Origin of the sequence: Flavobacterium sp. Root935 (genome assembly GCF_001429295.1) — a bacterium.
Classification (GTDB): Bacteria; Bacteroidota; Bacteroidia; order Flavobacteriales; family Flavobacteriaceae; genus Flavobacterium.
In genome coordinates, this window is sequence record NZ_LMJL01000012.1 from 1504530 (window position 1) to 1528503 (window position 23974).

Genomic DNA, 23974 nt, shown 5'->3' on the forward strand with positions numbered 1-23974 from the left:
CCCATAATTTATCAGTCTTTAGTACTCTAAAACATATATTTTTTTATGATCGTAATCCCATACCGTTTTATATTTTGCCAAAAATCGATAAGCCAGGATTAAAATGTTATCCTCAGTTACTCCTATTGCTTTTTTAAACGGGCTGGTTTCTTCAAGAGTATGAATTCCTATAAAATCTGTAGTTAATTGATTATTTATTTCGACATTATTCAAAACAAATAAATCATCATCATAACCGTCTTTGCCATAGTCTTTCAGGTATTTTTCCTTTACAAGCTTTTCAGTATTTTTATCTGAAAAATCAAGAAGTCCGTAAGAACCCCCAGTATCAAAAAGTCCTACCATTTCTACATCGGCTACTTTTACTTTAATTATCGGAATATTGGGGTTATTCCTAATTTCAAAATTCAGTACCGCTATTACTTTTTCACCACTTAAAAAATCCTTCAAAGATTCCCTCTCCGGAGTGCTTTTATAAAAAGTAAGTTTTCTTTTAGTATAATCTAATTTAAAAATATATCCCTTGAAAAAATTATATCCGATATACCCTATACAATCTGCAGTAATACTATTTTGTAAAAAATCGTAATTAGCACTAGGAATTTGTTTAAGATTTTGAAAATGCAAGCCATTGACTAAGCGTACCTCCTTAATAGTATCATTAATAAAGTTTTTAAATTTTTCGCCACTCGCTACAAACCCTACACCATCCGATTTTTGGGCAGATAGCGAAACAATATTATTGTTGATATCTATTGCTCCTTTGTGCCCTGTATCAAACATAAATTTCCCCTTAACCCCGTTAACTTCCCCAGAAATAAAAGGAAAAGCGTTGACAATAGTCAAGGGAAAAGAAATCATATCTCCTGTTAACTGGAATTTATTTTGAATTTTAAATTCTTCGATATTTTGAGCGCATAAAATGGTAGAAACCATTAGAAATACAACGGTGTAAAATGTTTTAATCATAAATAGTTTCTTTTCTTTATTTTCTCATATTTTTAAAAATTGATACAAATGTTAATGTTAAAACTAACAAATCTTTTACCATTTGATAAAAACCGATTTTATTTGATATTTTTTCTTATTCTGCTGAATGATTGTTGTGTTATTCCCAAGAACGAAGCTATATAAGAAAGAGGAATACGATTGGCAAGATTTGGAAATTTTTCAAGAAACAATAAATACCGTGTTGTAGCATCTTCTGAAACCAAAGGACTTCTTTTTTCTATCGTCTCCAACAGACATTTCCGATACATTTTGTCGGCTATCTTATCCCAACCAATGATGGTATTTGAAATTTCATACCAATCTTTTTTGGAAAAAATAAGCAACTCACAATCAACTACCGCTTGCAAATATTCAGAAGCCGGTGCATTTGCCTCAAACTTTTCGTAATCTGCAATAAATTGATTACCGTCAATGAAATAATTTGTAATTTCTTCCCCTTTATCATTATAATAACATAAACGGAATATGCCATCAATGAGAAATGCTACCTCCATTGGTACTTTTCCAGCTTCTGAAAAATAGGCGTCTTTTGGAAGTTTAAACCTCGTTGATTTACTTACAATAAAATCCAATTGTTGTTTGTTCAAGTCACCAAATGTTAATATAAAATCAGTAAGCTCTTTCATAGGTCAACACTATTATTTAATGTGAATATTTCATTTATCGATTTGTAAAATGTTTTATGAATTAAGTATTTTAAAAAACACGCAGTAATGCTGTACTAACTAATAGAGATAAAAAAGGCGATTAATTCAGAGAATTATCACAATTACCTGTTTCGTTTGTAACTTTTTAAGGCACAAGATTTTTACCTATTCTGAAACATTATAACAAAACATAAACCAATTTTATGCCACACTACTAAAATACTGTTTTACAGGTGTTTAATTTTTTATTGCTACTCCTGATAATTCTTATTTTTAATAAATTTCCTTAATATTAGAAATTTTAAATAATTTAGGACGACATTTAATTTTTTACTATCAATTATCACAGTAAATCAATTAAACATAAAGGATTAATTTATAGACAATCTTATCAAATCCCGCAAAACTTAAGAAGAATTTAATGTTTGATAAAAAAAATCCACTCAAGTCGTAAAGTACGATTTCAATAGTACTCGTTGAAAGAATGATTTCTACAATTCCAAACTTATGTTGTAGCCAATATTAAATTATAAAAAAAGGGTTAACTTAAAAAAGTAACCCTTTAGCTTAAAATTTTTACTTGGTAAGTGATCTAATTTTTAAATTTCACAGAGGTTGAATTGTACCCTTCATTGTATGAAAACTGCCATCTGGTAAAGTTGCATTGCTATAAATAATTCCATTTTCGTGGTCTTCAACATGGGTGACTGTTGCACCAGAAGCTTCTTTCCACGCTACCATATATACGTATGGACGAATTTCAGCGATTACAGTTTGCACGCTTTCCGAATTACCTTTTTTCTGAAGTGTACCTCCATCTAAAATCTTAAAAACCATAGTGTTATCTGATTCAAAATAAAGCTCTGTTTTTAAAACACCTACATCCATTAAAAATCTATTCCCTATTAATTTATTTTCCATTTTCTGATAGATTAAAAGAAGTCATTGAATTACCATTTGCAGATTTTGATTCAGGCGTTTCTTCTTGAACAACATCCCAATGTTCTGCTATTTTTCCATCTTGAAGCCTGAAAATATCGACTACAATAACTGGCACTGGTCCCCAACCATGAACAAGACTGTGTGTAATCACAATATTATTCTCTTCCACAATTATACCTGGTTTCCAATTAAAACTTGTATCTAAAAAAGGTAAAAGTTTTCTAAGACCCTCATGACCATTAATCATAGATGGGTTATGCTGTTGATAGGATTCATGCCAATAGCGTTCGATGGCTGTACTGTCTTTCTCATGAAATAATTCATTCATTGCTTTCAATACTATTTCTTTATTCTTCAATTTGTTTTCCATTTTTTTTTATTTTTTTTTATTTTTTTTTATTTTTTAAAATTATGCTTTTCCTTTTCGATCCTTTATTTTGCCATATTTACCAGCATAAAAATCGCTGTAAGCACCAGCAATTTCAGCTGGGCTGTTCATTACAAATGGTCCTTCAGCAACTATTGGTTCTGTATAGGGTTCACCTCCAAATAGAATAATGTCATTGGCCTCATACCATTTGTTTTCAATAACTATTTCTCCAGCGTTTCTGTCAAATTCTACAAAGTCCCCTGCCTGAAATTCGGAATCATTAAGTATTGTACTCTTAGTCGTCAAGAATGCTGCAACCTCTATTTTCTCATCAATAGAAATACTGAATTCTTTACCTGCTTCAACTTGAATGTGATATAAAAATTGCTTTGAATAATTTGGTATAATTGATTTCAAATCTTCATAACTACCAGCAATTACCTTTATCCAACCACTATCATTTGGTAGTTGTTTTTGGGGAACTTCATCACTTTGAATAGCTAAATATTCTGGCTTTTCAGCTTTATTTTTCGAAGGAAGATTGATCCAAAATTGAAAAGCATGTGTACGATTACTATCTGTTTGAGAATCTATATTTAATGTCTCATCATGGATAATTCCATTTCCTGCTTTCATCCATTGAACTCCTCCGGAATAAACTTTTGCATAATTTCCTGCACTATCAAAATGCTCGTCTTCACCTTCTATAATATAGCTTAATGTTGCTATTCCTCGATGTGGATGCGCTCCAGTTCCGCTTTTTAGAGAAGACAAATGAACTTTTGGAGCGATATGGTCTAAAAACACAAATGGACCAACTGCATCAGCATATCTATTTGCTAATATTCTATAAATTGTCAGGTCACCAATATCTGCACGTACCCCCTTAGTTGAAAAGCTGGTTTTCTTTTTCATCTTTAAAATTTTAATTTATTCAAGAAATACATACAAAGATTTAATTTTACCATTTTCAAAAATAGCAATATCCATTCCTGTGGAGACAATTGACTCCTTATTTTCACCCATTCCCCAAATTAATCTGCCCATATTATTATTTATGATAATTGGTTTCAGTTTGAAAAATTTAAAAGATTTCGGCATGTTACTTTGAATAGTATTTACACTTTCATTAATAGCCATTTGACCACTTATTTGATGTCCAACATGATATAAACTACAGTTAGTAGTATAGATATTTTGAATTGCTTTTATCCGTTGATCAGCATCTCTTTGGCTCCATATATTAACTAAATTTTCTTCCATAAGACGAATTAAATCTTTTTCCATAATTTATTAATTAAGTTAGAATTCAAAGCAACACTTTAATGAAAATCAAAATGTTGCTTTAATTAAAAATTCAATTATAGATCATTTTACTAATGTGCTGGAGGTGGTGTCGCTAAAAGCTGTAATTCCCACGCTAAAGCAATACCGCTAGCACCTCCATGCTCTAAAATAACTTCAGATAATTTAGTGGCTGTTTCCATACGAGCCCAATCGCGTTGCCATTCTGCAGAAACTGCCATCCAATTGATAGGAACTATACCTACCTGAACCATACGGCGCACTGCCATATCATGTGCTTCTTTACTTACACTACCACATGCATCTGTTACAACAAATACCTCGTAACCTTCACCTAATGCCTGTATTGCAGGCATAGCTACGCATACCTCTGTCCATAAACCAGCTAAAATTAATTGCTTACGACCACTTTCTTTAACAATATCTGTTACTTTTGGATCTTCCCACGTATTTATAAAAGTTCTATTAATAGGTTTTTGCTCAGGAAATACATCTTGAATACTTTTGAAAAGATATCCTCCACGTTCTTCAATAACTGTAGTAAGAATAGTTGGTACATTAAAGGCTTTTGCTGCCTTTGCAAGACCTACAGTATTATTAATAATCATTGTAGGTTCATGACTGTTCAAATTAGCCATTTGGTAAGGTTGGTGGTCAATAAGTACCACAATGCTGTCTTCAGGACGAAGTAATCCTTCAAGTCCAATTTTAGGAGATTTTTCCATTGCTTTTTGATTTAAAATTAATAAGTCAAAATTATGTGCTATGGAATGATTAAATCGTAGCTAAATAGCAAAAAAAAACATAGACATTTGTCTATGTTTTTTTTTTNTTGGTTACTCCAAGATAGGAAGCAATTATATGCTGAGGAAAACGCTTTACAAATTCCGGATGGTTCATTATAAAATCTTCATACCTTTTTTCAGCACAAAAACTTATGGAAGATGTGATTCTTTTTTGAGTAGCTATATTGTTTTTTTCATCCATTTTTAACATCATTTCTTTAAATGCATTGGATTCACAAACGAGCTTTAACATTATTTCTTTTGTAATAAGTAGTACTTCACAATCTTCCCATGCATCGATATTATATATAGAAGGGGTAAGCATCACAAAACTTTCTCGATCCCCAGCCCACCAATTTTCTATATATAAATTTACTATACATTCCTTTCCTTTATCGTCTACATAATATTTTCGCATAGCACCTTTTACTATAAAGCAAAAATATTTACATACTTCTCCTTGAACCAAGAAGTATTGTTTTTTTCGTATTTTTTTATAGACGAAATGACTGCCAATATTCTCAAACTCAGTTTCGGATATTGGAGTAGCAATGTATCTATTAATATAATTAAATAATGATTCCACAGAGTTAAAGTAATTATTTACAAATTTATTGATTTAATTGAGATAGTTTTCTATGATTTTGACAAATTTTAGGACTAGAAAGGAACAATTTTAAATGTAATATCTTTCTTTTTACCAATTTTCACAGATGCTAACAAGCTAATTATTAAAAACTCATATCTTAGTGCTAAGTTTAAAATTCAAATATTTCAAAACCCTTTTTCAAAGACTTAATTTTAACTTCTAAAAAAAAAACTTAGAGCAATTAACTATTATATTTCAGTAGCAAATACATCAAATGGTAACCTCATGTTTTTAGTTTGATCACCTACTCCTTTTCTGCATCTCTTTCATTTAAAAAAGTGATTAACATCCTTTTGAGTCTTTTTTCTTTTAATAATAAATTGGTATTCTATTAAGAGTTTATAATAATTTTTAAAGAGTGCACATTTATAATTAATTAAAAACATTTTTTAATGTTCATAAACTTTGATTTATATTAGTTAAAGATCAGAAAAGGGATAAATAAACTTTCCAGATACATATTTTTTAGGAGACACCACAACTTGGGATGCACTATCTTTGAATGTTTCAATATTGTTGTTTTTAATATTTTGAAATTGAACGTGAACCACACGACCTTCATCCCATTCACCATTTTCCCCGAAACGAACCCTCCCCATTACAGTTTCAAAATGATTCTTTCTGCAGTAATCGGATAACTTATCGTCATCTAGGCTTCCAGTCCCTTCAACTGCTTGTTCAAGTACTTGCATTTGAGCATAAGCAAGTGGCGCAACATAATATCCCAGTGCATCAACGTTTTCTTTTACTGCTATTTGTTGATATGTTGCAAGCATATCGGAAACACCTGTAAAATTCATTTCAGGAACAGGTGCCCAGTATTCATAGTTGACAAAACCATTTAGAAAAGCTCCCAGTTCGGTCTTGACCAATGCGCTTTGTGGACCAATCATTGCTCCACCAACCATTTTTGGCCGATAAGTACTATTTTTGATAGCTTTTATAAGACCGATAGAATCTTTCAAATAAGAACATATAAATAAAATATCAGCTCCAATTTTTTCAATTTCATCAATGATTGAAGAGAAATCTGTAGTTGATAATGGATAAGTTTGTTGATGTACTATTTGGAGTCCATAAGTCGCTGCGTTCTCAATGGCTCCAATTATTGGATTTTTTGAAAACTCAGCTTCAGCTGATAGTAGGGCTACAGTATTTGGTTTAGGATTTTGTGATGCAGCAAGTTCGAAAAAACCATCAGTAAGCCCAGAGTTAGGACTTGGACCTGTTGGAATCATAGCAAAATAATTTGGATAATGTAATTTAGTATTAACACCCAATCCCATAAGTCCAATTAAAAATCGATTTCTCTCCATTATCACTGGCATAGAAGCTACGATAGTATTTGTACCATAACCACCTATTACTAGGTCAACCTGTTTTTCATCTAATAAATTTTTATAGATAGAGGCGACTTCTTTTGGGTCTCCTTTATCATCAATGCAAATTAGCTCTACTTGACGACCGAGAAGCCCCCCTTTTCTATTAACTTCCTGTACCCAAATATGATGAGTTAATCTTGCTACTTTTGTATTTTCGGCAACAGGCCCTGAAAGAGATAGACTATAACCTATTCGAATTTTAGAATTACCCATATAGTATTATTTGTTTTGATTAATACGACTTAAAAATAATGTGCCTCTAATTCAGCGCTGTTTAATTTAAAGATTTACTCTACTACATTTTCGACACATACATTTACTATCCATTTTTGTACCAAATACATAAACAAATGACAAACAGCATTTTAAGAACAAAATAACTGTTATTTTATTTCTTAATATTAATAGAATTCTAATATTTAAGAAATATTATTATACTTTTGTAACATTATTTAATTTTCATAAAATGGAAAAGAGTGATCAATTAGGCATAATGGGTAGACTGATAGAGCAGTTACCTTTTGAGATGGTTTGGGTAGACATTAATGGCAAATTAATTTATGCTAATGAAAAATTTCGCAAAACGATCGGATACAGTAAAAAAGAATGCGAAAACCTATCAATCCCAGATATAAATGTTACCGTCACACCTGAAAGCTGGAAGAATCATTGGGATGAAGTTCATGAAACGGGAGCTGTTCGTTTTATTGCAACTCATAAAACTAAGCTAGGCAAATTTTATGATGTAGAAGTTTTTGCACAGTCTTTTTCTTATAATGAAAAAAAATTTATTTGTGCCATTGCAAATGACATTTTAGAATCAAGTTTTTATAAAAAGTTAATTGAAAATACCCAAAAGATTGCAAATTTGGGAGGCTGGGAATTGAACTTACAAGATGGTTCTATTTTAGCCACTACTGATGCTTTAAATATCTTTGAAACTAATGACTCACAAGAGTTAACTCCCCCGAAAATAATTCATAAATTTAAAGATGGTGAAAAGCTAAAGTCCTTGCTTGGAAAAGTAATAAGGAATGGCCATTCTTTCGATGAAATATTTGAGACCAAGAATTCACCGCCGAAATATATCAGAGCTATAGCAAAACCTATTTTGAAGGGTGATAAAATTTATAAAGTATTGGGTATTTATCAAGATGTTACCGAGCTAAAACAAAAAGAAAGTAATTTATCACTTTACAAGGCCATTATTGACAATGTGCAAGATTTAATTTATGTCTACAACATAAAAGGAGACATTTTGTACTATAGTAAATCTTTGATTGATAAACTAGGATTTAGTAAAAAAGAATTGGATCAGATGAGCATGTTCGACTTGGATACACAAGTTGCACCAGACTTTTACGACGCTCATTTTGAAAATATTATACAAACGGGATATCAACGATTTGACTGGTCTATTGAAAGAAAAAATGAGCCTGAATTCCCTGTGGAAATAATTTCTAATCATCTAATATATAAAGAAGAAAATTACGTATGTTCTGTTGTACGAGATATTACCGATAAAAAAAAGGTCGACTTCAAATTGCATGAGGCTTTGGAGGAAATCAAACTTTTAAAAGATCGTCTTGAAGATGAAAATGAATACCTGCAGGAAGAAATAAGTAAAGAAATCAATTTCGGTAACATAATATGTAAAAGTGAGGCCTATAAAAAAATACTTATCGAAGTAGACAAAGTGGCTCCCACAGATTCTACGGTACTAATTACAGGTGAATCAGGAACTGGAAAGGAATTATTAGCTCGTGCTGTACACCTCAATAGCGCAAGAAAGAACCGCCCACTAATAAAAATTAATTGCGCCACCTTGCCAAAAGAACTTATAGAGAGCGAATTGTTTGGTCATAAGAAAGGTGCTTTTACAGGGGCAGTCACTGATAAGCTTGGAAAATTTACATTAGCAGACGGCGGAACAATTTTTCTTGATGAAATAGGAGAACTACCAGTGGAGCTTCAATCGAAACTTTTAAGAGTATTGCAGGAAGGTGAATATGATGAACTAGGAGGAACTAAAACAATAAAAGTAAATGTTCGAGTTATTGCTGCAACGAATAGAGATTTGAAGGAAATGATGCGTGAAGGTAAGTTTAGAGAAGATCTTTACTATCGATTGAATGTATTTCCTATTCACAATATTCCATTGCGGGCTAGAAAAGAGGACATTCCTATCCTGGCTCAATATTTTTTAGAAAAATTTTCAGTTACAGCCGGTAAGAATTTTAAGCGGTTAGCCAAAGAAACTATTGAAGCCTTGATCAATTATAATTTTCCAGGTAATATTAGGGAATTGGAAAATTTAATTGAACGTGCCGTTATTGTTGAGAATGGGTCAACTTTGGGACCAGGTAGTTGGCTACCTAAGCGAGAAATCACTGCGGCTACTGAAGACTTTAAATCTTTTGAAGAATACCAAAAGGATTATATTGTAGCGGTACTTGACCATACAAACTGGCGCGTAAGCGGACAAAATGGTGCGGCAAAAATTCTTGACATGAAAGATAAAACGCTATTTGCCAAAATGAAAAGATTAGGTATTGAGAAAGAGATCAGATTAAAGTCGTAAGGATTTCAACAAACAATAAAAAGCTGAAAAAATTTTTTCAGACTATAAAATCCAGTTTTCAATACTTCATTTATCTTCATATTCATAAATTTACGATATATCGTAAGTAAATGCGATTAAAAAAATCATAAGTAAATAAATATTAACAACATATGAAAACGGTATAGAAATAGCAATAGATACATAAATAAAAATAGCCAAAAGTAGTACATATTAATCTAGCAAATCATTATGAAAGAAACTGTTTGAGTAAAAGTCACATCGCATTTCAAGCGTCGAGCTCATTAGAAGAATTATAAACCTCTGAATTTTTAGTTTGGAAAACTACTCGAAATAATAGAGTATTAGAGAAGCGAACAAATCTTGCTAGACCTTTTTTCGTATTGGCATAAAGGACTAAGGCATTGATTTATAGCTATCCCATCAATTAATATCTTTTATTTTCTATTTAGTCAGGAACTTAAAAGTAATTCAATCATAATGATCTAGAAATACAAGAACGTAAAAATAATTATCTTTATCGTTTTTATTATTGCCATTTCATGCGTAGAGTAACTATAAAAAAATTAAAAAAAGTTTTGCAGCGGACAAAAGCCTTGCTTCTACTGACTTTAGATATTGACGGTTATTTTTTTAACAGAACTATCAATGAATAGAGTAAAGTTGTGTAATGACTGCCAATTTTACTCTTTACCTTAAGAATTCTTAAAGCAAAGTGTTCGGCATAGCTTACCACATTCCTGAAATGCTTCTAACAAATAGTAGACAAGACCGCATAGGATATTAAGTTTATCTTATAACTATTTTTTTTTTAGTCGTTTAAATCTTAAAATGTCATTGCAAGCTGAAGCTACTATTTTTACAGATTTTTATAAACCAGTGGATTTTGTAATAAGAATTATGAACTAAAAGCGCGACCTGTTGACACACTAGTACTGCTATTATGTTGCCACAAATCTAAAAAACAATAATTAATTTCAGTTTGTAATGGTATATAGAATTTTGCTTATACTCATTTTAGTGCTTCCTATAAAATCCGTCTGCCAGCAAACGGATAAGGCCAAAATGCAAATGCTCTTAAAAAAACTTAAAACAGGAGAAGATAATGAGCAAAAAGCCAAAAACCTGCTAAAAGCGGTGCAATACTATCTGGACAAAAATAATGGTAGCAAAACAGATATTGACAGTGCAGCCCTACTTAATACAAAGTCGATTGATATTAGTAGGAAATATGACCTTCGAAACAATATCGCCCAAAGTATGTTACTTGCCGGCGAGATTGCAATAAAAAGAGGAAATACAGCAAAAGGAAATGAGCTTTTTAATAAGACCCTAAACTATGCTCAAAAATATAATCTAAAAAAAGAAGAAGCAGCCATTTACACCTCTTTTGCACATACTTCTGTAGAAGCTGACAACCTTAATAAGATTAAATTTCTTTCCCATGCTGCTTCCCTATACAAAGAGACAGATGACTATAAAAATGAAGCTAAAATATACTATGAATTATCTGTACTATTTAACAGTATCAATAATTCTGCCGCATCCATAAAATATGCCTATAAAAGTATTGAAATCAAAAAAAGATTGCTAAGTAATGACCTCTATCAGGAATATACGATGCTTGCAATAGGTTACAGAGTTCAAGGCAGTTATGAAAAAGCACTATCCTATGCCCTAAATGCTGAGAAAACTGCCGAAATCATGAAAGCGAATGGATTATGGAAAAGTCTTATCTATGACCTTATAGGCACCATTTACTCAGAACTTAAATTTTACGACAAATCAACTGTATATTATAAAAAAGCAATAGCCATATCACAAGAAAATAATGATAGAGAGGGCGTAACTGCTATAACAATAAATACTGCCAGGAGCCTCTACAAAAGAGGAAAAATCACCGAGGCACTTGAAATACTTGACAATGGTTTCAATTACTATCATACCAATGATTGTGAAGTTGGCTATACTTCCTTATACATACTAATATATTGTAAATTAAAAGAGTACCATAAAGCCAAACCTTATTATGAAAAATTATTAAAATGTAGAAATACCCTTGAAAAAAAAGATAATATTCAACAAGAAAAAATGTACTATGCTTTAATTAATTATTTAATTAAAACAGGTCACGCGAATGAAACCTATATGTACATTGATAAACTAAAGGAATTAGCAAAAAAAAACAACGACATTTTCAACCTAGCACAATTGGAACTAACACATTTTGAATCTGATTCAGCCACAGGTAATTATCTCGGTGCTATCAAGCATCTCAAAAATCAGCAAAAGCTTAACGATTCACTCTTTAATATTAACAATTCTAAGCAGTTTTCTGATTTACAGCTTAAATATGAAACAGAAAAGAAAGATAAGAATATCAAGTTCCTAAAACAACAAAGCGAGCTGCAAAATACAAAACTTAAAAACGAAGTGGTTATACGCTATATTTTTATAGCGAGCCTTGCGGTGACTTTCATCATTTTAGCCCTACTATATAACAGGTATTGTATTAAAAGAAAAAATAACACTGTACTAGAGGCGCAGCAAGAAGAGATTAACATCAAGAACAAAAAGCTGAGCAATCTGTTGAAAGAAAAAGAATGGTTGCTTAAAGAGATTCACCACAGGGTCAAAAATAACCTGCAGATTGTGATAAGCCTTTTAAATACACAGTCAGCCTATCTTGAAAATGAGGATGCATTACAGGCTATTCAAAAAAGCCAAAACAGAATGCAAGCAATGTCTCTAATTCATCAAAAATTATATCAGACAGACAACCTTTCGAGTATCAATATGTCATGGTATATTCAGGAACTCACCTGTTATCTCAAGGAAAGTTTCGATAATGACAATAGAGTTCGATTTGAGCTCGATACCCAATCTCTAGAATTGGATGTCGCACAGGCTGTTCCTCTTGGGCTTATCCTCAATGAGGCCGTAAGTAATGCCATAAAATATGCCTTCCCAGAGAGAAAAGGAATCATCAACATCAAATTTATAGAAACTCAACAAAACACTTTCCTACTTCAAATCAAAGATAATGGTATAGGCCTACCCGATGGATTTCAGCTGACGGAAATGAATTCTCTGGGTATGGATCTGATCACAGGGCTGACAGAACAACTGGACGGAACATTTGACATTACCACCGATAATGGTGTTGCCATTACGATAATATTTATTAAAAGAATAGCTGATCTTTAAGAGAATTGATGATGAACACAAAAGAAAAAATCCTTATCGTAGAAGACGAGTTCATAGTTGCCAATAACCTGAAAATACTTTTAAAAAAGGACAATTATAATGTGGTTGGAATAGCATCTTCTGTCGCACAGGCAAGAACCATGATAGATACTAAAAAGCCAGATTGGGTTCTGCTGGATATTATATTAAAAGGCAATGAAACAGGTATAGATTTAGCAGAAGAACTTGTAGAAGCTAAAATACCTTTCCTTTTTATTTCTGCAAATACCAACCAAAGCGTTATGGCGGCTGTCAAGAAAACGCAACCATATGGGTTTATGATAAAGCCTTTCAGGGAAAAAGACCTATTAGTGATGCTCGATATTGCAAGATACAAATATAGTATTGAAAAATCGCAAGAGTTGCAAGCTAAACAAACAGCATCAAATATTTCAAACTTTGATGAGATTGTCGGGCAAACACCAATATTCAAAGATGTTTTAAATAAAGTAAAGCTTGTTGCTGCTGGTACTACATCGGTACTGATAACTGGAGAAAGCGGTACTGGTAAAGAAGGTATTGCTCATGCCATACATAACAACTCCCTTCGAAAAAACAAATCGCTAGTCGTGGTGAACTGCGCCGCTTTACCATTATCATTAGTAGAGTCAGAACTGTTCGGATACGAAAAAGGAGCTTTCACAGGAGCTAATGCCATGCGAGCAGGAAAATTTGAGCAGGCACACGGTGGGACACTATTTCTTGATGAAATTGGCGAACTGCCACTCGATGCACAGGTAAAACTGCTACGCGTGCTACAGGAAAAGGAAATCGAACGTATTGGCGGTAGCCATACCATTAAAGTTGATGTACGCATCATAGCCGCTACAAACCGCATCCTTGAAAAAGAAGTGGCTGAAGGTCGCTTCCGCCTCGATCTCTATTACAGGCTCAATGTATTCCCTATTGAGCTTCCTACTTTAAAAAAAAGAAAAGAAGACATCTTAATGCTTGCCAATCATTTTCTTCTTAAATTTAATGAGTCGAGTAATAATAAGAAAATTACAGGTTTTAGCAGCACGGCACAGCAGCAGCTGCTGCACTACAGTTGGCCGGGTAATATCCGTGAACTTGAACATCTTATACAACGTAGTGCTCTTTTAGCTGAAGGATTATACATAGATGCTATAGAGTTACCGACAAACTCCAGCACTATTTTAGAAGATGCTTCAGGCGAACTGCAATCACTTGAAGAGATGGAACGCAAACACATTATGCAGGCGTTACAAGCAAGTGGTGGGAAGGTTTTTGGTTCGGGAGGCGCCGCAGAAATTCTTAAAATACCTCCTACTACACTGTTTTCAAAAATAAAGAAACTTGGAATTCAACAAGAGTATTACTAATAATCTGAAACCATAATAGCACCAACGGAAAAATGCTTGTATGTATAAAAATGGGACCTTAACATCTATGGCTACAGGCCTTACAGATCGATATTAGTACATACGCTAATTTTGTAAAGTACAATACGCACATAGTACAACTGCTTCGCCTTTAAGTAATAAGAAAGTTTTAAAACATTTTTAGAATTATCATCTACTACTTGGGGAATAGCAAGCAGTGAGTAACTAATAATTTATACAAAACGCTTATTTTCAAAGTATAAACAGTTTACTTGTATGTCCCAAAGTCCAGATATAATTAGATTATTGAAAGGATCATCCAACGCGAACAGGAACACCCCCTATTGTTGTCATTATGTGAAAGTTTTGCCGCTGTCGAAAACAGGGATGCTCTCGACAAGGTGGTACAAAGTGTAATACTACCAAAACTCGGTTGCCACTACTTCTCGATATTCCTTTATCAGGAATCAAAAGAAGGTTTCATTTCTTTTTATAATAGTGACAGCAATGTATTTTTGAAGTTCAAAGACGAAATTATAAAAAATGCTTTTTTGAAAGAGGTATTAAATTCACCTGAACCCTTACTTATTCCCAAAGGCAAAATCCAAAAAGCAAGCCTCCAAACTGTATTCGCTGAAGGTTATAAAAAGGCTGTAAAGAAAACCCTATTTTACAGCATCTCTTTAAAGCGTTTTCAGGCAGTGCTGTGCATTGGATATCGTAGGAATGATAAACCACAACGGGAAGATTTAAGACTTGTAAGACAACTTTACAGTCAGCTTAACATAACCCTTACCAATATATTTTTAATGGAGAAGCGCGTTCCGCTTCATAGCCAAAACAATCAGATATGTCAAGACGAAAAAATCTCAATACTAAACCATAGTATCCGCATCATAGGGAGCAGTCAATTAATACAACAGCTACGCAGGCTTATAAGTGTAGCCAGTGAAAGTGATACTGGCGTCCTTATATTAGGCGAAAGCGGCACTGGTAAAGAGCTTGCTGTAAAGGGCATACATGAAAAATCGAATAGAAAAAATAAAAAAATGGTAAAGGTAAACTGTGCTACGATTCCTGAAAATTTATTGGAAAGCGAATTGTTTGGCCACGAAAAAGGCAGTTTTACAGGCCTGGAGATGCATAGCTGGCCCGGTAAAGTTCGTGAACTTGAACATGCCATAGAGCGAACGGTACTTTTATCCAACGATAAAAGAATTGAGGAGATAACAGTTTTATCGTATAAGAATAAAGTACCTACTGCACAGATCATAATACAGTTATCAAATCATGGCGTGAGTTTGAAAAAGATTATCTTGTGAGAGTACTGAAATTTTGCAAAGGAAAAATATCAGGAGATGCTGGCGCCGCTGCTCTGCTTCAGCTTCCTTCCACAACCCTAATTCAAGATTAGAAAGGCTCTGAATAAAAAAAGGCATTATCTTTCTTAGAAAAATAACTGCCTCATTTTCAAGATTGTAATCCGTCAATCATTCAGCGCATTTTTTTCAGCAAAGGTCAAGGATTGTAAAAACTCGGTACTCAGACGGTGCAATTTTACCTACAACTCAAATGTTTTGTATCTCAAAACTGAATATCCTAATGTAAGTTAATGGTAATCCGTTTATGCGCTTCCATATCGATTTCAATTAATTGTCCAAGCAAAGCTAAACCTTTGACTTCAATCCATGTTCCTGTAGGAAACTGTGTTTTGTAAATTGAATTGCGATATCCTGAAACTTTGATGAAGTCGGTATACTGGTTGCTTATAGGTTTTCAACAATGACATCATCGAAAGTATAGCCGTACTTTCTTACTACTTTTTCCAGATCGGCATAGGAATCTTTGATTTGCAGTTATATATTTCCGTCAGCTGTCAAAGTGCCGTTATCGTCCACACTAACGGTTCTCGATATTTTGAAGTCGTTTCCAATTTTAACAATGTGAGAATAGCCAAATTGCCTTTCAACTTTTATATGCTAATCGTCCTATACTAAGTAGTATTCAAAATAATTAAAATTTCATTTGGAACGATCGGTTTAATTGTATACATTTGCATCATTAAATACGGACAAGAGAATTTGATATTAACAAAAACTTTCAACTTCGGAAGATTTTTTTTGTTGGTGCACATGTCCTTCTTGACCATAATTAAATTTTAATTGACTTAAATTATCTATTAAAAAATGAAAACAGCAATTTTTATTTTAGGCATGGGGTTGTTAATGTCAACTTCCGTTATGAATGCTCAAACAGGCCAAACGCAAGTAACAGCAACTTCAGCATCAAAAGTCGGAGAAGATCCGATTGAAACGATAAATCGCTGGTTCTCTAGATTCCAAGCTGGAGCATCTGCTGAAGAACTGGCAAGTTTCTGGGCTGAAGATGCAGTGATGTGGATTCCTGGCGACACAAAAAACATACCATGGATTGGTAAAAGGGTCGGACGTGCTGACATAGCTGCACACTATAAGGTATTATGGAAAAATATCAAGTCTGAAAGCCTAGTGATCACCGATATGCTATCAAAAGGCAACAGAGTAGTGGTTCTTGGTCATCTAAAGTCACGTTATTTAGGGAACAATAAACTTATAGACTCAGATTTTAGCATGAACATCATTGTGGAAAATGGCCAAATCAAAAGCTACTATTTCTTAGAAGATTCTTTTGATGTTGCAGAAAAAGTAAAAGGTACTAAGCCCAAATTGTAATAAAATCATAGATTAATAAAAAATCTTAATTTTAAATCGTCATAAACTAACCTAGTTTTAGCAGAACGAAGGTTTTAAATTTTTTATATTTGCACTATTATGTCAAGACAGAAAGAATTTGATTACGATGAAAAGTTGATTACAGCACGAGACCTTTTTTGGAAAAAAGGGTACAATGCTACTTCTATGAATGATTTGGTAGATGCGCTCAAAATCAACAGGAGTAGTTTGTATCTTACATATGGCAATAAGCACGATCTTTTTATTAAATGTTTGAACAGCTACAATAAGCTGAAAGGGAAAGAATATAGAGAGGCAGCAGGCAGTAACGAAGACCCCTTGACGGCAGTTAAAAATATGGTACTTGCAGTACTTGATGTAATCCTGAATGATGATAAAACGTGTTTGGTTGTAAATTCAACTTTTGAACTAGCAAGAATAGATGAGGAAGTAAAAAGAATTTTACACCGGCAAACTGTATGGAATTTGGAAATCATGGAGGAGCTATTGCATAAAGCAAAAGAAAACGGTACACTACCAATTGATAAAGACCCAAAGGCTTGGGCTCATTTTATCATGATCAGTATTACTTCTATTTGGTACACTCAACAACTATTTTCTGATCCTAAACTCACTAGGCAAATGGCCGATATTTTATTAGAAACCATTACAAAGTAGTTTTTTTTACCTATAAATGGAACGATTGGTTTAATATAAATTAAAATAATTATGAGAACAATGAATAATTTAAAAAAGAAAACAGCCTTAGTTACAGGCGGTGGAAAAGGTATTGGAGCAGCAATTGTTAGAGGGCTGGCCAACGAAGGTTATCACGTAATATTTACCTACAGTTCTTCGGAGGAAAAAGCAAAAGCATTAGCTTCTCAGCTGGAACAGGAAGGAAAAAGCGTAAGTGCTATTCATTTAAATGTTGCAGATACCAAGCAGTCAAAATTAGAAATCGAAAAAATAGGAAAACAATACGGTACCATTGACATTCTTGTAAATAATGCTGGAGTATTTCTATACAAGAATTTTTCAGAATTATCGATTGAAGATTTCAACTGGATTATGGACATCAATTTCAAGGGTGTCTTTTCAACCATACTTTTCGCCTTGCCTTATCTACCAAAAGGAGGACGCATAATTACTACGGGAAGTAACCTGGCCGATAACGCTTTTGGCAAGGACATGACCCTATATACTGCAAGTAAATCAGCATTGCAGGGATTAACCAAAGGACTAGCAAGAGATCTAGGAGAAAAAGAAATTACGGTTAACCTTGTTCAGCCCGGCCCTACTGATACCGATATGAACCCCGCGAATGCACCATCTGGCGATTTTATACGCAGCAGGATGGCTATTCAAAAGCACGGTGAAACAAAGGATATTGCGGCTTTGGTTACGTTTTTGGCATCAGAAGAAGCCAAGTACATTACCGGTTCTATTATAACCATAGATGGTGGAATGAATGCCTGATTTTTTTTGGCAATAAATGAAACGATTGATTTAAGTCGGATAGGTTTGACTAAAGCATTTCACGCAGGGAGTAAACAAATTGAAAAACAACGATTATGACTTACCATAAGATAAGAGTGGGTTTTATAGGCCTAAACCCAAATTTCGGTTGGGCTGCCACAGCACATCTTCCAGCACTAAAATCTCTGTCGGGAGACTTCCAGATTATTGGGGTTGCCAACAACAGTTATGAAAGTGCTAAGAAAACTGCTGAGGCCTTGAACTTAAAATATGCGTTTAAAGATTACCAAGAATTGCTAGCATCACCCGAAGTTGACTTGGTTGTAATAACTATTAAAGTACCAGATCATCATAAAGTGGTAAAAGCAGCATTGCTTGCAGGAAAAAATGTGTATTGCGAATGGCCTTTGGCAAATGGGCTGGATGAAGCAAAAGAGTTGAAAGCATTAGCAAACGAAGCAAATGTAGTTGCTGCAATAGGAACACAGATGCGGTATGCCCCTGAAATAACCTATCTAAAAAAATTGATTGAAGATGGATACATAGGAAAAGTGCTCTCTACCACACTGATAGGTAGCGGAGGAAATTGGGGCAGCGAAGCTATTTCAGAACACTATTATCTGTTTGACAAAACAAATGGTGCTTCTATGCTGGAGATTCCTGTAGTTCATACTTTGGTAGGAGTTACCGAAGTGTTAGGGGAAATTGACAGCATATCAGCAAATACGTTTAGCAATTTTTCTGAAGTAAGAATTCAAGAGACAGGCGAGTTCAAAGCAAAGACTACTGAAGATCAGATTATGTTGCACGGCAGGTTAAAGAGTGGTGCAGCATTGGTAGTCCATTATCGCGGAGGTGTCTCAAAAGCCACTAATTTACTTTGGGAAATCAACGGAACTGAGGGAGACATACAAGTGACAGGAGATAGCGGTTACGGAGAGCTCGCACAGCTTTCTATATCGGCGGCTAAAGCAACTGACAGCGATGGAATGAAACGATTAGAACTACCTCAAACATTATTTGAAAGATGGCCGGCATTCGCAGGGTCCAGAAACATCGCACATCTGTATCTGTTAATTGCTGAAGACATCAGGACAGGATCTCGTAGAGCTCCAAGTTTTAGTGATGGTCTAGCTTGGCACAATTGGATCGATAAGATCTTATAGTATAACCAACAGTCCACTATGACGACAAAGTATCAGATCATTTTACGATAACAATACATTTTTTTATTACAATTTGGAACGAAAGGTTTAATTAATGAACATGATAAACAAGAAGGCTGCGTATATAGGTTGCCTGGGTTTAATAGGTATCCTAAGCACTGAGTTTGGTATTGTAGGTATACTTCCACAAATTGCAGATCATTACACTATAAAAATAGACGATGCAGGCTATCTGCTGAGTGCTTTCGCACTGGTTATCGCTTTAACAGGACCTTTAATCGTGTTAAAAACAGCACATTTTGACAGAAGGAGTTTGATGTTACTAGCTATTCTCTTATTTGTGCTTAGCAATTTCCTATCGGCATTAGCACCACCTTATGGGTTCCTTTTGGTACTCCGAATTTTGCCCGCATTCCTACAGCCAGTATTTGTATCCATAGCAGTATCCATTGCCATAGAAGGTGTAACTGAGAAAATGCAGCATCGATTAATGAGTATCGTAATTGGTGGTATTGCAATAGCCCAAGTAACCGTAATACCATTTTCAACTTATATAGCTGGAATTTACGGATGGCAGTGGTCATATGTAATTCAGGGAATCATCAGCCTGATTACAATGGTTAGTATCTATGCAATACTTCCGGCTATACCTGCAAAGGACAGGAAGGTTTTTAAAGGACAGGCAGGTGATGTTTTGAAGCGTAAGAATTTTATGCTCAGCATTATTGCAAATTGCCTGATTATAGCTGCCTGGTTTAGCACTTACAGCTATTTTGCAGAGTACCTTTCTAAAGTTAAAAGCTTGAATGAAAAGGAAATCAGCTATATGCTTCTTTTATTCGGAGTGATGGGCGTCGTATCCAACTACGTTGCAGGGAGGTTGCTAGGAAAAAGTTTGGTTAAAACTACTGTTTTTTTTCTTTTAGGAACCATATTACTGCCTTTTCTCTTAACCTACAGCGACTCGTCATTACGGTCAGTAGCATTTATTGTTGGCTTTTGGGGTATCATGTACGGTCCTTGTTTTCTGACTGCACTTTCATATGTTATTTCCGCTGCTCCGGATGCCAAAGAATTTGCAAACAGCTTACAGTTATCTACCGGAAACCTGGGCGTAGCATTGGGTGCAGGCGTTAGCGGCTGGTTTATAGGAAAACAGGGAGGTGCAATTGCTCCATGGATAGGAGCTGCTTTTGGAGTACTTGCATTAGTATTTATTACCTGGAGATCTTTTGAAGAACGTATAAAAAAATAAAGATACGATGAAGAGTACTGGCATTGAAAAGGATTTTTACCATAATAAACGACAAGCCGTAATTATTAATTTAAAAAATCAAGAAGCATGAACAAACTAAAAAACAAAGTAGCTGTAGTTACAGGAGCTTCAAAAGGAATTGGAGCAGCTATAGCCGAGCATTTTGCAGCAGAAGGTGCAAAGGTTGTCATAAATTACGCATCAAGTAAAGAAGACGCAGAGAAGGTAGTAAGTAATATTATCAGCAAAGGGGGCTTGGCTATCGCAGTTCAGGGAGATATATCGAAAGAAGCAGATGTTGCCCGATTGTTTGAGGAAACTAAAAATGCTTTTGGCTCATTGGATATTTTGGTAAACAATGCTGGTGTGTATATCTATGAGCCTATTGAGCAAATTTCGGTAGCTACATTCCGCAGGTCTTTTGACATCAATGTTTTAGGTTCTATCCTCACTACACAGAGAGCATTGGAATTATTTGGAGATAAAGGTGGAAATATCATTAATATCAGTTCAGAAGTTAGTAAAGCTCCTCTGCCTACCGGTTCAATATATTCTGCCACAAAAACTGCACTAGATGCCATAACGGTTGCACTGTCAAAAGAATTTTCAGGACGTAACATTCGTATAAACTCTATACTTCCTGGTGTTGTAGAAACCGAAGGCTCACGCAGCGCTGGTTTCATTGGTAGTGAGGCAGAAACCGAGCTAGTTTCCAAAACGCCATTGGGTCGTACCGGTCAACCTAATGACATAGCAAAGGTAGCTGTATTTCTTGCTTCGGATGATGCCGGATGGATTACAGGAGAAAGAATATCTGTATCAGGAGGGATTTATGGATTGTAAATGCAGGAGATTATAAATTATCGTCAGAAATAGAGCCCCGTGGGTATTCTCTTCAAATAAAAGTTATATCAGTTAAACAAAAATTCAAAAAATAAAAAAATAACAATTTAAAAATTAAAAAAATGGAACAAAATAATTATGATGGAGCATTGCAAAACGCAACTGGCTCAGGGTTTAAGGCAACATCTACAACCCTTGATGTAATTAAAGGAATAGACCTTACTGGAAAAAATGTGATTATAACCGGTGGCAACACAGGTATTGGTTTGGAAACTGTAATAACGCTTGCGAATGCAGGTGCAACTGTAATTGTACCAACAAGAAACAGGGCCAAAGCAGCAAAAAATCTACAAGGGATTGACAACGTAGAAATCGAAGAAATGGATTTAATGAATCATTCTTCTATTGACAGATTTGCTGAAAAGTTTTTGGCTTCAGGCAGAGTATTACATCTGCTTATTAATAATGCAGGGATTATGTTTGTTCCGTTACGCAGGGATGCTCGTGGTATTGAGTCGCAATTGGCGACCAATTATCTGGCAACATTTCAATTAACTGCAAAACTATGGCCGGCATTGAAAAAAGCCAACGGAGCTAGAGTGATCAACATATCTTCCCAGGGACATCAATTTGGATCCTTTAATTTTGATGACCCGAATTATGAAAACCGTGAGTATGAAACTTTATCGGCTTATGGGCAGTCAAAAACGGCAGTTAATTTATTCTCACTTGAATTTGATAATCTTGCCAAAGCATTTGGTGTAAGAGCTTATTCGCTGCACCCCGGTAATATTTGGGGAACGGAATTGCTTAGAGAAGCTCCAATGGAAATTTTACAGCAATTTGGATTTTACGATGATAAAGGAGAGCCCGTGCAAGCAGTTGTGGAGTCATTAAAAACAATTCCACAAGGTGCAGCAACCACTGTCTGGGCAGCAACAAGCCAGTCATTAAATACTATTGGCGGTGTCTATTTGGAAGATGCAGACATTGCAGCATTAGCGTTGGGACAAGAAATGTCGGCTGGCGTAAAACCGTATTCGCTAGATGAAAGCAATGCCAAAAATCTCTGGAAATGGACGGAAGAAATTACAGGTATTGAGTTTGAAGTGAAATAATTTTAAACAGAACATTAAAATTTATAAAATGAAAAATAAAATGAATAAACTAGAAACGTTTGCGAATTACAATTTAAAATTGATATTAGCATTGGCTTTGCTTTCAACGAGCACAATGGCAGTGGCACAAAGTACTAAAGTTATCTCGACCACTTCAAAAACGGTAACTTCAGATAATAATAAGTTAAGGGACTTCTACCGCAGCTACATTGCAGCGGCAAACGCTCGTGATTACGATGCTATTGCCAATGTAGTTGCGGAAGATGTGAGACTCAATGGCAAAATGGTAAGCCGTGCCGATATTATTGCCCAGTTCAAAATATTAATAGAGGCCATACCTGACTTCAAATGGGACCTTCAACAGCTTGTTGTGGATGGCGGAGAAATTGGTGCACGATTACGTGACTCAGGAACTCCCGGGGCAAAAACATTTTTTGGTGAAAATCCGAAAGGCAAAACAGTAGAATTTACAGAGTTTGGATCCTATAAAATTAAAGACGGGCTTTTTGTCGAAATGTGGTTTTTGATAGATGTGACGGCCATTGCCGAGCAACTTAAAAAATAAGTTACTGTCCTGATTTCATGTAGCAATTTTAGATTGAGGCATTAGGTAGTAGCCTTTAAAATAAGACAAAGTCTGATTGATTGCGGACTTCGTCTTTTAATTGATTTATGTAACAAGCATTAAAAATTAAGTCATTTTTTAAGAATTAGAAACTCAGTATTGATAAGGAATACAGAAGAAGGGTTCGAATATATATTAATTCTATTTTTTTATTTTCGTTATTTTTTTTTCGTTAACAGGTTCGAACCCTTTTCCAACTACTAGTAAAAATTAAAAGCCGAGAAATCTGGATTCCTCGGCTTTTTTTTTATGGTTCGAAAAATTTTATTTCAATTTCTTAAAATTTTAAGCTCCTGTATTTGCAAAAAATGATTCGAGTCCCGTTAGGTTTAATGTAAATAGAAAAGTCTGAAAAGCATGAAATATTGTACGGTTTCGACCATAGAAGCACTTCAAACCAATTTAATTTGTAAGCTTGATTTGTATAACTTTCTATAAAACGGTGACAGCACATTTTACAGTAGTACTGCTGTTGATAATTTTTAGTCCTTCCATTTTTAACAACCTTTTTCTCGT

The 23974-nt window shown here is 34.4% G+C and carries 20 protein-coding genes and 1 pseudogene; 12 read left to right on the forward strand and 9 right to left on the reverse strand.

Annotated elements, in window-relative coordinates; translation table 11 throughout:
• Positions 1-18: 18 nt before the first annotated feature.
• From ASE40_RS21245 to ASE40_RS21285, 9 genes and pseudogenes are all read right to left on the reverse strand, one after another.
• Positions 19-969, reverse strand: coding sequence for a hypothetical protein (locus ASE40_RS21245; protein WP_057119611.1), 951 nt, complete (start codon positions 967-969; stop codon positions 19-21).
• 98 nt (positions 970-1067) lie between these two features.
• Positions 1068-1637, reverse strand: coding sequence for a Crp/Fnr family transcriptional regulator (locus ASE40_RS21250; RefSeq protein ID WP_057119612.1), 570 nt, complete (start codon positions 1635-1637; stop codon positions 1068-1070).
• Positions 1638-2264: 627 nt separating this feature from the next.
• Complete coding sequence (locus ASE40_RS21255) at positions 2265-2579, reverse strand: MoaF-related domain-containing protein (RefSeq protein ID WP_057119614.1); 315 nt, start codon at positions 2577-2579, stop codon at positions 2265-2267.
• Positions 2569-2970 (reverse strand): nuclear transport factor 2 family protein, encoded by a 402-nt coding sequence (locus tag ASE40_RS21260; RefSeq protein ID WP_057119617.1) that lies wholly within the window; start codon positions 2968-2970, stop codon positions 2569-2571. The genes ASE40_RS21255 and ASE40_RS21260 overlap by 11 nt, the downstream gene beginning before the upstream one ends.
• A gap of 39 nt (positions 2971-3009) precedes the next feature.
• Positions 3010-3885: a pirin family protein gene (locus ASE40_RS21265; protein ID WP_057119620.1), complete on the reverse strand. Its 876-nt coding sequence runs from the start codon at positions 3883-3885 to the stop codon at positions 3010-3012.
• 15 nt (positions 3886-3900) lie between these two features.
• Positions 3901-4257: a hypothetical protein gene (locus ASE40_RS21270; protein WP_057119623.1), complete on the reverse strand. Its 357-nt coding sequence runs from the start codon at positions 4255-4257 to the stop codon at positions 3901-3903.
• An 89-nt stretch (positions 4258-4346) separates the two neighbouring features.
• Positions 4347-5000, reverse strand: coding sequence for a hydrolase (locus ASE40_RS21275; protein WP_057119626.1), 654 nt, complete (start codon positions 4998-5000; stop codon positions 4347-4349).
• Between the two features lie 107 nt (positions 5001-5107).
• Positions 5108-5646: pseudogene (locus ASE40_RS21280) on the reverse strand (Crp/Fnr family transcriptional regulator); the annotation flags it as partial.
• A gap of 482 nt (positions 5647-6128) precedes the next feature.
• Positions 6129-7304, reverse strand: coding sequence for an amino acid ABC transporter substrate-binding protein (locus ASE40_RS21285; protein ID WP_057119631.1), 1176 nt, complete (start codon positions 7302-7304; stop codon positions 6129-6131).
• Between the two features lie 253 nt (positions 7305-7557).
• Here ASE40_RS21285 and ASE40_RS21290 point away from each other — a divergent pair, with 253 nt between their 5' ends.
• The 12 genes from ASE40_RS21290 to ASE40_RS21345 all read left to right on the forward strand — a co-directional run bounded on the left by ASE40_RS21290 (position 7558) and on the right by ASE40_RS21345 (position 23398).
• Positions 7558-9672, forward strand: a complete 2115-nt coding sequence (locus tag ASE40_RS21290; protein WP_057119633.1) for a sigma 54-interacting transcriptional regulator — start codon at positions 7558-7560, stop codon at positions 9670-9672.
• Positions 9673-10659: 987 nt separating this feature from the next.
• Positions 10660-12879 carry a sensor histidine kinase gene (locus tag ASE40_RS21295; protein ID WP_057119636.1) on the forward strand — a complete coding sequence of 740 codons (2220 nt, stop codon included), beginning with the start codon at positions 10660-10662 and terminating at the stop codon, positions 12877-12879.
• 11 nt (positions 12880-12890) lie between these two features.
• A complete protein-coding gene (locus ASE40_RS21300; RefSeq protein WP_057119895.1) occupies positions 12891-14261 on the forward strand; it encodes a sigma-54-dependent transcriptional regulator in 1371 nt (456 codons plus the stop codon).
• Between the two features lie 347 nt (positions 14262-14608).
• The gene (locus ASE40_RS22440) at positions 14609-15583 is read left to right on the forward strand and encodes a sigma 54-interacting transcriptional regulator (RefSeq protein ID WP_241774404.1); all 975 of its coding nucleotides are present in this window, start codon (positions 14609-14611) and stop codon (positions 15581-15583) included.
• An 864-nt stretch (positions 15584-16447) separates the two neighbouring features.
• A complete protein-coding gene (locus tag ASE40_RS21310; protein ID WP_057119640.1) occupies positions 16448-16972 on the forward strand; it encodes a nuclear transport factor 2 family protein in 525 nt (174 codons plus the stop codon).
• A 99-nt stretch (positions 16973-17071) separates the two neighbouring features.
• Positions 17072-17650 carry a TetR/AcrR family transcriptional regulator gene (locus tag ASE40_RS21315; RefSeq protein WP_057119642.1) on the forward strand — a complete coding sequence of 193 codons (579 nt, stop codon included), beginning with the start codon at positions 17072-17074 and terminating at the stop codon, positions 17648-17650.
• Between the two features lie 60 nt (positions 17651-17710).
• The gene (locus ASE40_RS21320; RefSeq protein ID WP_057119897.1) at positions 17711-18451 is read left to right on the forward strand and encodes an SDR family NAD(P)-dependent oxidoreductase; all 741 of its coding nucleotides are present in this window, start codon (positions 17711-17713) and stop codon (positions 18449-18451) included.
• Positions 18452-18546: 95 nt separating this feature from the next.
• Positions 18547-19617, forward strand: a complete 1071-nt coding sequence (locus ASE40_RS21325) for a Gfo/Idh/MocA family protein (protein WP_057119644.1) — start codon at positions 18547-18549, stop codon at positions 19615-19617.
• A gap of 94 nt (positions 19618-19711) precedes the next feature.
• Positions 19712-20872, forward strand: a complete 1161-nt coding sequence (locus ASE40_RS21330) for an MFS transporter (RefSeq protein WP_057119646.1) — start codon at positions 19712-19714, stop codon at positions 20870-20872.
• An 87-nt stretch (positions 20873-20959) separates the two neighbouring features.
• Positions 20960-21715 carry an SDR family NAD(P)-dependent oxidoreductase gene (locus tag ASE40_RS21335; protein ID WP_057119647.1) on the forward strand — a complete coding sequence of 252 codons (756 nt, stop codon included), beginning with the start codon at positions 20960-20962 and terminating at the stop codon, positions 21713-21715.
• 122 nt (positions 21716-21837) lie between these two features.
• The gene (locus tag ASE40_RS21340) at positions 21838-22833 is read left to right on the forward strand and encodes an SDR family NAD(P)-dependent oxidoreductase (protein WP_057119648.1); all 996 of its coding nucleotides are present in this window, start codon (positions 21838-21840) and stop codon (positions 22831-22833) included.
• Between the two features lie 28 nt (positions 22834-22861).
• Positions 22862-23398 carry an ester cyclase gene (locus tag ASE40_RS21345; protein ID WP_057119652.1) on the forward strand — a complete coding sequence of 179 codons (537 nt, stop codon included), beginning with the start codon at positions 22862-22864 and terminating at the stop codon, positions 23396-23398.
• Positions 23399-23974: the final 576 nt, after the last annotated feature.

What these genes read in the sequence shown, in the direction of transcription:
- ASE40_RS21320 (WP_057119897.1), top strand. Translation starts at nt 17,711, where the DNA reads ATGAATAATTTAAAAAAGAAAACAGCCTTAGTTACAGGCGGTGGAAAA.
- ASE40_RS21275 (WP_057119626.1), bottom strand. Translation starts at nt 5,000, where the DNA reads ATGGAAAAATCTCCTAAAATTGGACTTGAAGGATTACTTCGTCCTGAA.
- ASE40_RS21330 (WP_057119646.1), top strand. Translation starts at nt 19,712, where the DNA reads ATGAACATGATAAACAAGAAGGCTGCGTATATAGGTTGCCTGGGTTTA.
- ASE40_RS21255 (WP_057119614.1), bottom strand. Translation starts at nt 2,579, where the DNA reads ATGGAAAATAAATTAATAGGGAATAGATTTTTAATGGATGTAGGTGTT.
- ASE40_RS21270 (WP_057119623.1), bottom strand. Translation starts at nt 4,257, where the DNA reads ATGGAAAAAGATTTAATTCGTCTTATGGAAGAAAATTTAGTTAATATA.
- ASE40_RS21335 (WP_057119647.1), top strand. Translation starts at nt 20,960, where the DNA reads ATGAACAAACTAAAAAACAAAGTAGCTGTAGTTACAGGAGCTTCAAAA.
- ASE40_RS21340 (WP_057119648.1), top strand. Translation starts at nt 21,838, where the DNA reads ATGGAACAAAATAATTATGATGGAGCATTGCAAAACGCAACTGGCTCA.
- ASE40_RS21315 (WP_057119642.1), top strand. Translation starts at nt 17,072, where the DNA reads ATGTCAAGACAGAAAGAATTTGATTACGATGAAAAGTTGATTACAGCA.
- ASE40_RS21310 (WP_057119640.1), top strand. Translation starts at nt 16,448, where the DNA reads ATGAAAACAGCAATTTTTATTTTAGGCATGGGGTTGTTAATGTCAACT.
- ASE40_RS21260 (WP_057119617.1), bottom strand. Translation starts at nt 2,970, where the DNA reads ATGGAAAACAAATTGAAGAATAAAGAAATAGTATTGAAAGCAATGAAT.
- ASE40_RS21295 (WP_057119636.1), top strand. Translation starts at nt 10,660, where the DNA reads ATGGTATATAGAATTTTGCTTATACTCATTTTAGTGCTTCCTATAAAA.
- ASE40_RS21290 (WP_057119633.1), top strand. Translation starts at nt 7,558, where the DNA reads ATGGAAAAGAGTGATCAATTAGGCATAATGGGTAGACTGATAGAGCAG.
- ASE40_RS21250 (WP_057119612.1), bottom strand. Translation starts at nt 1,637, where the DNA reads ATGAAAGAGCTTACTGATTTTATATTAACATTTGGTGACTTGAACAAA.
- ASE40_RS21300 (WP_057119895.1), top strand. Translation starts at nt 12,891, where the DNA reads ATGAACACAAAAGAAAAAATCCTTATCGTAGAAGACGAGTTCATAGTT.
- ASE40_RS21285 (WP_057119631.1), bottom strand. Translation starts at nt 7,304, where the DNA reads ATGGGTAATTCTAAAATTCGAATAGGTTATAGTCTATCTCTTTCAGGG.
- ASE40_RS21265 (WP_057119620.1), bottom strand. Translation starts at nt 3,885, where the DNA reads ATGAAAAAGAAAACCAGCTTTTCAACTAAGGGGGTACGTGCAGATATT.
- ASE40_RS21325 (WP_057119644.1), top strand. Translation starts at nt 18,547, where the DNA reads ATGACTTACCATAAGATAAGAGTGGGTTTTATAGGCCTAAACCCAAAT.
- ASE40_RS21245 (WP_057119611.1), bottom strand. Translation starts at nt 969, where the DNA reads ATGATTAAAACATTTTACACCGTTGTATTTCTAATGGTTTCTACCATT.
- ASE40_RS21345 (WP_057119652.1), top strand. Translation starts at nt 22,862, where the DNA reads ATGAAAAATAAAATGAATAAACTAGAAACGTTTGCGAATTACAATTTA.